Here is a 12311-nt window from a genome sequence, read left to right on the forward strand (position 1 = left end):
TGAAATGCATTCCCCTGTGGGAGCTGGCTTGCCTGCGATAGCGGTTTCACAGGTTAGGTGATAAAACCTGACACAACCGCCCCACCGCCTCCAACATCTGCCCGCTGGGCCGCTCCAGGCCCTTGTCCGGCACTAATCGCACCCGCGAAGACATCATCGGCCATGCCTTCCACGCATCTCTCTGAGCTTGATCACCCACCAGGATCACCTCGGGATCACGCGCCAGCACCGACTCGATATTGACCTGCGGCGCCGGCAACTTCAGATCATCAAACACATTGCGCGCGCCACACACACTGAGCGCATCGCTGATGATCTGCCCACCACCCACGGTGTACAGCGGTTGGTTCCACACTTGGTAAAACACCCGCAACGGCTCGGTTCGCTGGTAGCGCTGGCGCAACTCGGCCAAGCGCTGGCGTAGTTGTGCAGCGAGCTGGCGCCCTGCCTCAGCTCGGCCCAATTGCTCGGCAATGGCCTGGACCTGAGTAGTCAGTTGCTCAAGGCTATGGGGCTCGGCGACATACACCGGGATATTCAACCGCTGAAGCTGCTCACGCTGGGCCGGGCCGACGCTGCCGGGCCACAGCAGGATCAGGTCGGGCTTCAGGCTGAGCAGACGCTCCATATCCAGTTGGCCGTAATGCCCGACCGACGCAACCGTTGCCAGTGCCGTTGGCCGCTCACCACCATCAAGCACGCCTGCCAATAGGTCAGCAGCACCCAGTTCAACGACGATTTCAGACAGCGACGGCGCCAGGCTGACGACACGTTCGACCGACCACACCGGCGTACTGACCACCAGCAGCAGCGCCAGCCAGTAGCGCTTCATCCCAACTGACGCGGGATGCGATAGAGGTAAAACAGCACCAGCGTCGACAGGGCCAAGAGAAACAGGGGCACCGCTTCCAGGCCGACGAACACCGCGAGCGCACCGATCCAGGCCGGTAACGCAGCCACCAGCAAGGCCGTGCGGCGACGAGCCGCGAGGGTGATCCAGGCAGCGGGTTCTTCAGGGGTATCGAGGGCTTTGGAAGTGGCGATCAGCGCATGTTTATAGCCGTGAAAATAACGCAGGCTGAGAAACATCGAGGCCACCCCGGCAATAAAGAACGGCATGGCCAGCACGGGCAGCAGGGGTTCAGCCCGGCCAAACAGCAGATTGATCACGAACAGGGGCAGCAATGCCAACGCCAGGTACTGCCACCAGTTGAAGGACAACCGCCGTTTCACCTGGCCGCGAGTCACGCGCGGTCGACCTCGCCCTGGTGCTCGTTGCCCATCATATGGTCGAGCTTGCTGGCTTTGGTCGCCAGGTAGAGCTTGTTGTGCGGATTGTGCCCGGTGTGCAGCGGCACGCGCTCGGCCACGGTGATGCCCATCTCGGTCAAGGCTTTGACCTTGCGCGGGTTGTTGGTCATCAGGCGCAGGGATTTGACCCCCAGGTGCTCAAGCATCGGCAGACAGATGGCGTAGTCGCGCTGGTCGGCGGCAAAGCCCAGGCGCTCGTTGGCTTCCACGGTGTCGGCGCCGCCATCTTGCAGTTCGTAGGCGCGGATCTTGTTCAACAAACCAATGCCACGGCCTTCCTGACGCAAGTACAGCAGCACGCCACGGCCTTCACGGGCGATGGCTTGCAAAGCGGCTTCCAGTTGCGAGCCGCAGTCACAGCGCTGGCTGAACAGCGCATCGCCGGTCAGGCACTCGGAATGCACGCGCCCCAGCACCGGCGCGCCATCCGTGATGTCGCCGAGGCTGAGCACAACGTGTTCGCGCCCGGTGGCTTCTTCAAGAAAGCCGTTCATGGTGAACGTGGCAAAAGGGGTAGGCAGCTTGGAAGCGGCGACGAAAACGACGGGCACCGTGTGCTCCTGATTTCAGATTTCACAGAGGCGGCCATTGTAACAGCAGGTTCCTACAGACGCTTAAGCTGAATTATCGCTGATAAAGATCAATAGGTTCGATTGGCCTTCGCGTCAGTTCTATGGGCCCGGAAACGGATACGGCTGTTTCCAGCGCGCAAAAGTCGCTTTGAGCTCGCCGGTCTTGACCAGGGCGGCCAAACGCTGGTCATACACCGCCATCAACGCCCTGCCGCGCTCGGTATCGGCAAAGGCTATGTAGAGCGGCAACTCGGCGATATGCGTAAGTTTGAACAGCGCCGGGTCTTGCGCCTGGCTGAGTACATACTTGGCTTCAGTGAGGGCATCGATATAGAAATCGGCGCGACCGTATTGCAGCATCGGCAGGATACCGTCGCGCCGTTCGATCTGGTTGAAGCGGCGCACATTGGGCAGGTATTGCTCGTACTTGTAGCCACGCACCCAGGCCAGGCGGTAGTCGCCCAGCGTCGCCTGTGTCGGCGTAGGCGCAGTGGCGAGCCCAAGGGCATAAACGTGGTCGGCGTCGAAGTTCCAGCGGGGGTACAACACTCCGCTGACTTCATTGCGATAGGTGCCGACGCATCCATCCACCTCGCCACGCTGGGCCAGGCCGACCGAGCGGGTGTAGGGCTCGCTGCGGGTCTGCAGGGTGATGCCTACCGGCTCGAAGATCTGGCGCACCACGTCCCAGGCCAGGCCGCTGCCATCTTTATTGGTGTAGTCGTTCCACTCTTCGCTGGCCAGCATGACCTTGCCGGGCACCGACGCCTCATCCGCCTGAAGTACAGAGGTAAAGGCACACAGAGCGATCAGCAGCCAGCAGCGCACGACCATAGTGACGGCTTCCTACGTGGTAATCATCAGATAAAGGGTAGCGCAGGACGCTGGCTACGGCGTCTCGCGAAAATGCTGATAGCCGCGCACGGCTGGCGTGATGTCCTGACCATGGGCATCGAGCAGAGTCACGCCCTGCCCCGCTTCAACCCGACCGATCACGTGAATCGGCCAGCCGCCCGCTCGCAAAGGCGCCAACGCGGATACCGGCAAGGTAAACGCCAGCACATAGTCATCGCCCCCGCTCACCGCCGCGACGCGGGCCTGATCCTCGCCGACGAATGTCAGCAAGGCGGTAGATAACGGCAACCTGTGACGTTCAATCACCAGGCTGACCGCCGAAGCCTTGGCGATATGCCCACAATCGGCCAGCAGCCCGTCGGAGATATCCATGGCCGCGCTCGCCTTGCCCCGCAACGCCAGCCCCAGGGCCAACTGCGGTTGCGGCGACCAGTAATGTGCCAGCAGCGGCTCGGCGACTGCCGCATCCGCCGTGCGTTGGCCCAGGACCAATGGCAAAGCGCCAGCGGCATTGCCCAGTTCGCCGCCCACACACAGCAGGTCACCCGGCTGCGCACCACTGCGCGTCAACGCCTGCCCGGCCGGTACGCGGCCAAATACGGTCAGGGTCAGGCTCAGTGGCCCTCGGGTGGTATCGCCGCCCACCAAGCCCACGCCGCAACGTTGCGCCATGGCGTTCAGGCCTTGGGCATAGCATTGCAGCCAATCGGCATCAACGGTCGGCGTGGTCAGGGCAAGGGTAAACGCGAGGGGGTTGGCGCCCATGGCGGCCAGGTCGCTCACCGCCACGGCCAGCGAGCGCTGGCCGAGCAGGTACGGGTCACAGGGGTCGGCAAAATGCACGCCGGCCACCAGCGTATCGGTAGAGACCGCCAGTTGCTCTCCGGCGGGCAGCGCCAGCAAGGCACAGTCGTCGCCGATCCCCAGGGCAATGCCATCGCCGCCTTGCGCACAAGGCGCGGCGGCGAAGTACTTGCGGATCAGCTCGAACTCGCCCATGCGGGACTCAAGCGCAGATTAGCGCTTGTGTTCCTTCACTTCGGCTTCACGCAGGCGCGGGGCCAGCTTGTCGAGCACGCCGTTGACGAACTTGTGGCCGTCGGTCGAACCGTAGACTTTCGCCAGTTCGATGCCTTCGTTGATCACCACGCGGTACGGTACGTCAACGCGCTTGAGCAACTCCCAGGTGGACAGGCGCAGTACCGCCAGCTCAACCGGGTCCAGCTCTTCGAGGGTCAGGTCCAGGCATGGCGACAGCGCAGCATCGATTTCGGTCATGTTGGCCGGAACACCGTGCAGGATGTCGTGGAAGTAGCTCTGGTCAGCAAAGGTGAAGTCGTTATCGACGCGAAATTGCGCTTCGATCTCGTTCAGCGAAGTGCCAGCCATATGACGCTGGTACAGCGCCTGGGTGGCGAGCTGACGGGCCGCACGGCGCTTTTCGCTTTTCGAAGGCTTGCCGGCATCGGCTGGACGCTCGTCACGGGGGTTGAAACGATCGCTTTCGTCGGAAATCACTTGGCCTCCAACTGCGACAGCAGGCTGACCATTTCCAGGGCGGACAAGGCAGCTTCAGCGCCCTTGTTACCGGCCTTGGTGCCGGAACGCTCGATGGCTTGCTCGATGGAATCAACGGTCAGCACGCCGAAAGCGACTGGCACGCCGAACTCCATGGACACCTGGGCCAGGCCCTTGGTGCATTCGCCGGCTACGTATTCGAAGTGCGGGGTACCGCCACGAATGACCGCGCCCAGGGCGATGATCGCCGCGTATTCACCCTGCTGAGCAACTTTTTGCGCAACCAGTGGAATTTCGAAGGCGCCAGGGGCGCGGATAAGGGTGATATCGCTCTCGCTCACACCGTGGCGAACCAGGGCGTCAACCGCACCGCTTACCAGGCTTTCAACCACGAAGCTGTTGAAGCGGCCAACCACCAGGGCATAGCGGCCTTTGGGGGCGATGAAGGTACCTTCGATGGTCTTCAGGGTCATTCGACAAATCTCTTAAAGAGCCGGGACGCGAAAAGTGCGTCCCTCAGTGATGATTTAACCGCGAACAAGGGGCAGAAATCGCCGGCCTTTATTCGGAGGGCACGTATTCTACAACTTCCAGGTCGAATCCGGATATCGCATTAAATTTCATCGGTGCGCTCATCAGGCGCATTTTGCGCACGCCCAGGTCGCGCAGGATCTGCGAACCGGCACCGACGATGCTGTAGGTGGTCGGTTTTTTCACCGGCACGGCGTCGGCGGTTTCGCGGATGTGCGCCAGCAATACGTCGCCGTCCAGCGGGTGACCGAGCAACAGCACCACACCGCTGCCAGCCTCGGAAACCACGGCCATGGCGGCGCGCAGGCTCCAGCGGCCGGGTTGCTTGACCATCAACAGGTCGCGCAGAGGGTCCATGTTGTGCACCCGCACCAGGGTCGGCTCTTCGGCGCAAATGTTGCCCAGGGTCAGGGCCATATGCACGTCGCCTTCCACTGAATCACGGTAGGTCACCAAATTGAATTGGCCCAGTTCGCTGTCCAGCGGCTGCTCGGCAATCCGCTGAACGGTACGTTCGTGGATCATGCGGTAGTGGATCAGGTCGGCAATGGTGCCGATCTTGAGGTTGTGTTCGGCGGCAAAGGCTTCAAGTTCAGTGCGACGGGCCATGGTGCCGTCATCGTTCATCACTTCGCAGATCACCCCGCTCGGCTCGAAACCGGCCATGCGCGCCAGGTCGCAGGCGGCTTCGGTGTGACCGGCGCGAGCCAGGGTGCCACCCGGTTGAGCCATCAGCGGGAAAATGTGCCCTGGGCTGACGATGTCTTCGGCCTTGGCATCTTTGGCGGCGGCGGCTTGCACGGTACGGGCGCGGTCAGCGGCGGAGATACCGGTGGTGACGCCAGTGGTGGCTTCAATCGATACCGTGAACTTGGTGCCGAAACCCGACCCATTGCGCGGCGCCATCAACGGCAGCTTGAGCAACTCGCAGCGTTCGCGACTCATGGGCATGCAGATCAGACCACGGGCGTGCTTGGCCATGAAGTTGATGTGCTCGGGCTTGCACGCCTCGGCGGCCATGATGATGTCGCCTTCGTTCTCGCGATCTTCGTCATCCATAAGGATGACCATCTTGCCTTGGCGGATGTCTTCAACCAGTTCTTCGATGCTATTGAGCGCCACGCGGCACCCCCTTGGTCAGGATTTCAGGTAGCCGTTAGCGGCCAGAAAACTTTCGGTGATGTTGCCTGATGCAGGCTCTGCGGCCTTTTCGCCCAGCAACAGGCGCTCCAGGTAACGGGCAAGCAAGTCCACTTCCAGGTTCACCCGGCGCCCCGGCTGGTAGGAGGCCATGATGGTTTCGCTGAGGGTGTGGGGAATGATGGTCAGTTCAAATTCGGCGCCATTGACGGCATTCACGGTCAGGCTGGTGCCATCGACGGTGATCGAACCCTTGTGGGCAATGTACTTGGCCAGCTCTTTGGGCGCACGAATGCGAAATTCCACGGCGCGTGCGTTTTCACTGCGGGCCACCACTTCGCCGACACCGTCGACATGGCCGCTGACCAGATGACCGCCCAGGCGCGTGGTCGGCGTCAGGGCTTTTTCCAAGTTGACCGGGCTGCCAGCCTTGAGGTCGTTCATCGCGGTGCAGTCCAGGGTTTCCCGGCTGACGTCGGCGGCAAAGCCGTTGCCCGGCAGCTCAATAACGGTCAGGCACACGCCGCTGACGGCGATACTGTCACCCAGCTTGACGTCGCCGAGGTCCAGCTTGCCGGTTTCAACCAGCAGGCGCACGTCGCCGCCTTTGGGGGTCATTGCACGGATGCTGCCGATGGATTCGATAATGCCGGTGAACATTTCGCTCTCCTGAAAACGAGGGGCTGACGCTTAAGCGCAGGCCGGGAATTATACGCTCGCTGTCGGGACGGGAATGGCAGTGACTCGCCAGTCGTCGCCTACAGCGCGCATGTCAGTGATCTTGAGTTGGGGCGCGTCGACCAGCTTCTCAAGCGGCCAGTCCAGTAACGGCCGGGCAGCGGAGCCGAGGAACTTGCCGGCGATGAATATGACGTACTCATCCACCAGACCCTGCTGGGCAAACGCGCCCGCCAGGCTCGGGCCCGCTTCCACCAGCACATCGTTGACGCCACGGGCGGCCAATGCCACCAGCGCCGAGCGCAGGTCGACCTGGCCCTCCACGCCTGGTACCACCAGGCACTCTGGGCCACGGGGGAACTGGTTCTCCGGGGTTACGCAGGTGATGACCAGTGCCGGGCCTGCCTTGAAGAAGGGTGCATTGAGCGGCACGCGCAAGCGGCCGTCGATCAACACGCGCAGCGGCGGGCGCGACATGGCCAGGGCGGTGGTTTGTTCATCCAGGCCCAACTCAGCGGCGCGCACAGTCAAGCGGGCGCCGTCGGCCAGCACCGTATCGGCACCGGTCAACACCACACTCGCCTCGGCACGCAGACGTTGGACGGCGGCGCGGGCAGCGGGGCCGGTGATCCATTGGCTTTCGCCGCTGGCCATCGCCGTGCGGCCGTCCAGGCTCATGGCCAGCTTGACCCGCACGAACGGCAAACCGTGCTCCATGCGCTTGAGGAACCCCGGGTTAAGCGCCCGCGCCTCAGCTTCCAGCACGCCGCTGCGCACCTCGATACCCGCCTGGGCCAGGCGCTGCATGCCCCGCCCGGCCACTTCCGGGTTCGGGTCCTGCATACCTGCCACCACCCGCACCACACCGGCGCTCACCAGTGCATCGGCGCACGGCGGCGTACGGCCATGGTGGCTGCACGGCTCCAGCGTCACGTACACCGTCGCGCCACGGGCCTTTTCACCGGCGGCGCGCAGGGCATTCGGCTCGGCATGGGGCTCGCCGGTGCGCTCATGCCAGCCTTCGCCGACAATCTGCCCGTCACGCACGATCACGCAGCCCACCCGTGGATTGGGGTGGGTGGTGTACAGGCCCTTGCGCGCCAATTCGAGGGCACGCGCCATGTAATGGGCGTCGAGGACTGCCTGTTCAGACGTCATTGTTTGGAGGGCTCACGGGCCAGGCGGTCGATTTCTTCGCGGAACTCATTGAGGTCCTGGAAGCGTCGATACACCGAGGCAAAACGGATATAGGCGACTTCGTCGAGCTTTTGCAGTTCGCCCATCACCAACTCGCCGACCACCAGGCTCTTGACCTCGCGCTCGCCGGTCGCCCGCAACTTGTGCTTGATATGCACCAGCGCCGCTTCCAGGCGCTCGACACTCACCGGGCGTTTTTCCAGGGCGCGCTGCATACCGGCGCGCAGTTTTTCTTCGTCGAAAGGCTGGCGGCTGCCGTCGGACTTGATCAGACGGGGCAATACCAGTTCGGCGGTTTCGAAGGTGGTGAAACGTTCACCACAGGCCAGGCATTCGCGCCGGCGACGCACTTGATCGCCCTCGGCGACCAGACGCGAGTCAATGACCTTGGTGTCGTTGGCACCGCAGAAGGGACAGTGCATGGTTGGCAGGCAACAAAAAATGGGAGGGCCATGGTAGCGCATCCCCGTCGCAAGACAAGCCATAGCCTTTACGGTATATAGGCAGGCTTATATGTTTGATATTTTTTAAGCCACGGATTTTGTCCTTTCTGGAGCCGTACATGCAGTTACGACCACTCGTTCTACTCACGCTGTTCAGTTTTCTGGTCGCCTGCAGCAGCGAAGCCCCCAAACCGGCCGCGCCTCAACCGACACCGGCACAAGAGAAAAAAGTCCCGGGTATTGAAGACCTCGGCCCCCTGCCCGCCTATCAACGGGAAATCAGCGGCAGCCTGACCAACGTGCCCGCCGGCGCCGAAGTCGAGATGGCGCTGCTGGTGATCGACGACCGTTCGCGCCCACAGCAACTGCTCGCCAGCAGCGTGCTGAGCGGCAATGGCAAGCCGCTGGCCTTCCGCCTGCGCTTCAACCCTGAAGCCTTCCCGGCCGGTGCACGCGTTGAATTGCGTGGCCGCGCCAGCCAGTCCGGCCAGTTGATCCTGCACCTGCCCGCCGTGCGCGTCACCCAGGCGATCACCCAGAGCACCGGCCCCCTGCAACTCGTCAAGGCGCCATGACGCAACCGCTGCACCTGCAGCGCGCCTTGAGCGAGCTGATCGGCGACGCGCAATTGGTGCCCTGCCCTCTGCCGGGCACCGAATTGTCGCTATGGCTGCTCGATGCCGACAATATGAACCGCGCCTTCAGCCAGGAAGAAACCCGGCGCATCCTGCATGAGCCGCCCTACTGGAGCTTTTGCTGGGCCAGCGGCCTGGCGTTGGCGCGCTACCTGGCGGCGCATCCCGAGTGGGTCGCCGGTAAACGCGTGCTGGATTTCGGTGCCGGCTCCGGCGTGGCCGGGATTGCCGCCGTAAAGGCGGGGGCCCTGGAAGTAGTGGCTTGTGACCTGGACCCGCTGGCCCTGGCGTCTTGCCGCGCCAACGCCGAACTCAATGCGGTGGAGCTGGGCTATTGCGCCGACTTCTTCGCCGAAGCCGACCGTTTTGACTTGATCCTGGTGGCCGACGTGCTTTACGACCGCGCCAACCTTCCGTTGCTCGATCAATTCCTCAGCCGTGGCCGCGAAGCGCTGGTGGCGGATTCGCGGGTGCGGGACTTCCAACACCCGCGTTATCAACGGCTGGAGGTTCTGGACGCGTTGACCCTGCCAGACCTGGCCGAGCCTTGGGAGTTTCGCAAGGTGAGTCTGTACCATTCGCGGCGCCAGCCCTTATAGTTGCCCCCATTCCCGCTTTATTCGAGACGCCCCATGAGTGAGCCCACGCCGTACATCTTCGACGTCACCACCGCCAACTTCGACCAGGCGGTGATTCAGAATTCTTTTGAAAAACCTGTGCTGGTGGACTTCTGGGCCGAATGGTGTGCGCCATGCAAGGCGCTGATGCCGATGCTGGCGCAGATTGCCGAGAGCTATCGCGGCGAGTTGCTGTTGGCCAAGGTCGATTGCGAGGCCGAACAGGACATCGTCGCGCGTTTCGGCATTCAAAGCCTGCCGACGGTGGTGCTGTTCAAGGATGGCCAGCCGGTGGACGGGTTTGCCGGTGCGCAGCCGGAGTCGGCAGTGCGGGCGATGCTGGAACCCCATGTGCAGATGCCACCACCGGCTGCGGCGGATCCGCTGGAACAGGCCCAGGCGTTGTTCAGCGAAGGGCGCATCAGTGAAGCTGAAGGGCTGCTGGTGGCGCTGTTGGGCGAAGACAACACTAACGCCCCCGCGTTGATCCTGTACGCACGCTGCCTGGCCGAACGCGGCGAATTGGGCGAAGCCCAGGCCGTGCTTGACGCTGTCAAAAGCGACGACCACAAGGCCGCCCTGGCCGGGGCCAAGGCGCAGATCACCTTCCTGCGCCAGGCCGCAGACTTGCCGGACACCGCCGATCTGAAGAGCCGCCTGGCACAGAACCCGCAGGACGACGAAGCGGCCTATCAGTTGGCGATCCAGCAACTGGCGCGCCAGCAGTACGATGCTGCACTGGAAGGTTTGCTCAAGTTGTTTACCCGCAACCGCAGCTACAGCGAAGGCTTGCCGCACAAGACATTGCTGCAGGTGTTCGAATTACTGGGCAATGAGCACCCGCTGGTCACGGTGTACCGCCGCAAATTGTTTGCCGCGTTGTACTAATCACCGATCCAACGGTACAGCGGCGTATCCCCGCCGCTGCTCACCTTGACCTTGGCGCTATGACGCAGGCGTACCAACAGGCGCTTGCCCGCGCCCGCATCGCCTGCCAACCCTTCCAGTTGATCGAGTAATTCCAGACCGTTGAGCTGCCCTGCCTTGCGCAGCACCTCCTGGGCGCTCTGCCATAGGTCGTCGTTCTGTTTGACCGGCGCCGCGGTTGGCGCACTGGGCGTTGGGGTGGCCTGAAGCTGTGCGCCCAAGCGCGCCCAATCGCCGTCGTCCAGTTCCAGGGTCAAGTCCACCGGCAGGTCGCCGATGGTTCCACGAATTCGCAACATCGCTGTACTCCTGCATTTTTCTGACCGTCATGCTCCCATGCAGCTTGCGCAACACCAAGCAGGCGGTCAAACTCTCGGCTCTATTGTTATAAGATCACATAACAAAACTTTCATCCTGGAGCCCTCCCATGCGCCGTTTGCTGCTTGCTTTGCCGTTCGCCCTGCTGCCACTGGCTGTTGCCCACGCTCATGAAGAGCATGACCACGAGCACGGCAGCCTCGGCGTCCATGAACACGGGGTCGGCCGTCTCAATGCCGTGCTGGATGGCAAGGCCCTTGAGCTTGAACTGGACAGCCCGGCCATGAACCTGGTGGGTTTCGAGCATGTAGCGACCAGCGCCGCCGATAAAGCCAAGGTCGCCGGTGTACGCAAACAACTGGAGAACCCGTTGGCCCTGTTCAACCTGCCCAAGGCCGCAGGGTGTGTGGTCAGCAGCCAGGAACTCAATAGCCCGCTGTTCGGTGACAAACCAGAAGCCGACCATGACGACGATGACCACGCCACCGACGGCAAAGGCGCCGCCGCCCACGAGCACCATCACGACCACAGCGAAATCCACGCCCATTACCAATTCACCTGTGCTACGCCGACGGCGCTGAGCAACCTCGATCTGAGCCAAGTGTTCAAGACCTTCCCTGCGACGCAGAAAATTCAGGTACAACTGATCGGCCCAAGCGGTCAGCAAGGTGTTGACGCGACGGCCACCGCCGCCACCCTGAAGTTCTGACTTGAAAGCACAGTCCATGTGGGAGCTGGCTTGCCTGCGATACTGGCAACGCGGTGCAGCAGGCACACCGTAGCGATGCCATCGCAGGCAAGCCAGCTCCCACAGTGGATCGGCGCCATTTTCGACTACCAGGCGACACTGACTTCCCATGACTCAAGCGTTAATCGAACTGTCCGACCTGGGCTTCAACTGGCCCGGTCACCCGCAGTTGCTGGACATCCCCGCGTTCCGCCTGGAACCCGGGGAAACCCTGTTCCTCAAGGGCCCGAGCGGCAGTGGCAAGACCACGCTGCTGGGGCTGTTGGGGGGCGTGCAGAAACCCTGCCAGGGCAGCATCCGCCTGCTGGGGCAGGAGTTGACCGAACTCTCGGCCGGCGCCCGTGATCGTTTCCGTGTGGACCACACCGGCTACATCTTCCAGCAGTTCAACCTGCTGCCGTTTCTATCGGTGCGCGAAAACGTCGAGTTGCCATGCCACTTTTCCAAGCTGCGCGCGCAGCGGGCCAAGCAGCGCCACGGCAGTGTCGACCAGGCAGCCGCGACCCTGCTCGCGCACCTGGGCTTGAAGGACAAGGACTTGCTGGAGCGCCGCGCCGACTCGCTGTCTATCGGCCAGCAACAACGGGTGGCTGCCGCCCGTGCGTTGATCGGCCAACCGGAACTGGTGATCGCCGACGAGCCCACCTCGGCCCTGGACTATGACGCCCGCGAAGCGTTCATCCAGTTGCTGTTCGCTGAATGCCGTGAAGCTGGCGCCAGCCTGTTGTTTGTCAGCCATGACCAGAGCCTGGCGTCACTGTTCGACCGCAACCTGTCACTGGCCGAACTCAATCGCGCCGCCACGCCCGCAGAGGTTTGAG

The 12311-nt window shown here is 62.7% G+C and carries 17 protein-coding genes; 5 read left to right on the forward strand and 12 right to left on the reverse strand.

Annotation, left to right across the window (positions count from 1 at the left end; translation table 11 throughout):
* Positions 1-46 precede the first annotated feature (46 nt).
* The 11 genes from PSEBG33_RS03325 to nrdR form a co-directional block, all read right to left on the reverse strand.
* Positions 47-832 (reverse strand): cobalamin-binding protein, encoded by a 786-nt coding sequence (locus PSEBG33_RS03325; RefSeq protein WP_005791837.1) that lies wholly within the window; start codon positions 830-832, stop codon positions 47-49.
* Positions 829-1248: a nuclear FMR1 interacting 1 family protein gene (locus PSEBG33_RS03320; RefSeq protein ID WP_032803731.1), complete on the reverse strand. Its 420-nt coding sequence runs from the start codon at positions 1246-1248 to the stop codon at positions 829-831. The genes PSEBG33_RS03325 and PSEBG33_RS03320 overlap by 4 nt, the downstream gene beginning before the upstream one ends.
* Entirely contained in the window at positions 1245-1862 is a 618-nt protein-coding gene (gene ribA, locus PSEBG33_RS03315) for a GTP cyclohydrolase II (RefSeq protein WP_005791841.1), read from the reverse strand. The genes PSEBG33_RS03320 and ribA overlap by 4 nt, the downstream gene beginning before the upstream one ends.
* A gap of 120 nt (positions 1863-1982) precedes the next feature.
* Positions 1983-2717 (reverse strand): substrate-binding periplasmic protein, encoded by a 735-nt coding sequence (locus PSEBG33_RS03310; RefSeq protein WP_005791842.1) that lies wholly within the window; start codon positions 2715-2717, stop codon positions 1983-1985.
* Positions 2718-2771: 54 nt separating this feature from the next.
* The gene (gene thiL / locus PSEBG33_RS03305) at positions 2772-3737 is read right to left on the reverse strand and encodes a thiamine-phosphate kinase (RefSeq protein ID WP_005791844.1); all 966 of its coding nucleotides are present in this window, start codon (positions 3735-3737) and stop codon (positions 2772-2774) included.
* Between the two features lie 18 nt (positions 3738-3755).
* Positions 3756-4256 (reverse strand): transcription antitermination factor NusB, encoded by a 501-nt coding sequence (gene nusB / locus PSEBG33_RS03300; RefSeq protein ID WP_005791846.1) that lies wholly within the window; start codon positions 4254-4256, stop codon positions 3756-3758.
* Positions 4253-4729 (reverse strand): 6,7-dimethyl-8-ribityllumazine synthase, encoded by a 477-nt coding sequence (gene ribE / locus PSEBG33_RS03295; RefSeq protein WP_003194576.1) that lies wholly within the window; start codon positions 4727-4729, stop codon positions 4253-4255. Before ribE ends, nusB begins: the two co-directional genes overlap by 4 nt.
* An 88-nt stretch (positions 4730-4817) precedes the next feature.
* A complete protein-coding gene (ribBA, locus tag PSEBG33_RS03290) occupies positions 4818-5909 on the reverse strand; it encodes a bifunctional 3,4-dihydroxy-2-butanone-4-phosphate synthase/GTP cyclohydrolase II (protein ID WP_005791848.1) in 1092 nt (363 codons plus the stop codon).
* 15 nt (positions 5910-5924) lie between these two features.
* On the reverse strand, positions 5925-6587 hold the full coding sequence (locus PSEBG33_RS03285) for a riboflavin synthase (RefSeq protein WP_005791849.1): 663 nt from the start codon (positions 6585-6587) through the stop codon (positions 5925-5927).
* A 48-nt stretch (positions 6588-6635) separates the two neighbouring features.
* A complete protein-coding gene (gene ribD / locus PSEBG33_RS03280; protein ID WP_005791852.1) occupies positions 6636-7763 on the reverse strand; it encodes a bifunctional diaminohydroxyphosphoribosylaminopyrimidine deaminase/5-amino-6-(5-phosphoribosylamino)uracil reductase RibD in 1128 nt (375 codons plus the stop codon).
* Positions 7760-8224, reverse strand: coding sequence for a transcriptional regulator NrdR (gene nrdR, locus PSEBG33_RS03275; RefSeq protein WP_019818855.1), 465 nt, complete (start codon positions 8222-8224; stop codon positions 7760-7762). The genes ribD and nrdR overlap by 4 nt, the downstream gene beginning before the upstream one ends.
* A 140-nt stretch (positions 8225-8364) precedes the next feature.
* Between nrdR and PSEBG33_RS03270 the strand changes: the two genes are divergently transcribed.
* The 3 genes from PSEBG33_RS03270 to trxA are packed head-to-tail and all read left to right on the forward strand — an operon-like array spanning position 8365 to position 10385.
* Entirely contained in the window at positions 8365-8820 is a 456-nt protein-coding gene (locus tag PSEBG33_RS03270) for a YbaY family lipoprotein (RefSeq protein ID WP_005791855.1), read from the forward strand.
* The gene (locus PSEBG33_RS03265; protein ID WP_005791857.1) at positions 8817-9479 is read left to right on the forward strand and encodes a class I SAM-dependent methyltransferase; all 663 of its coding nucleotides are present in this window, start codon (positions 8817-8819) and stop codon (positions 9477-9479) included. The genes PSEBG33_RS03270 and PSEBG33_RS03265 overlap by 4 nt, the downstream gene beginning before the upstream one ends.
* Before the next feature lie 33 nt (positions 9480-9512).
* On the forward strand, positions 9513-10385 hold the full coding sequence (trxA, locus tag PSEBG33_RS03260; protein ID WP_005791858.1) for a thioredoxin: 873 nt from the start codon (positions 9513-9515) through the stop codon (positions 10383-10385).
* Here the strand turns inward: trxA and PSEBG33_RS03255 are convergent.
* Positions 10382-10723: a hypothetical protein gene (locus PSEBG33_RS03255; protein ID WP_005791860.1), complete on the reverse strand. Its 342-nt coding sequence runs from the start codon at positions 10721-10723 to the stop codon at positions 10382-10384. The genes trxA and PSEBG33_RS03255 overlap by 4 nt on opposite strands.
* Positions 10724-10851: 128 nt before the next feature.
* Between PSEBG33_RS03255 and PSEBG33_RS03250 the strand changes: the two genes are divergently transcribed.
* Both PSEBG33_RS03250 and PSEBG33_RS03245 read left to right on the forward strand, forming a co-directional pair.
* Complete coding sequence (locus PSEBG33_RS03250) at positions 10852-11451, forward strand: DUF2796 domain-containing protein (RefSeq protein WP_005791862.1); 600 nt, start codon at positions 10852-10854, stop codon at positions 11449-11451.
* Positions 11452-11599: 148 nt separating this feature from the next.
* Entirely contained in the window at positions 11600-12310 is a 711-nt protein-coding gene (locus tag PSEBG33_RS03245) for an ABC transporter ATP-binding protein (RefSeq protein ID WP_005791863.1), read from the forward strand.
* Position 12311 lies beyond the last annotated feature (1 nt).

The organism is Pseudomonas synxantha BG33R, assembly GCF_000263715.2.
Lineage (GTDB): Bacteria > Pseudomonadota > Gammaproteobacteria > Pseudomonadales > Pseudomonadaceae > Aquipseudomonas > Aquipseudomonas synxantha_A.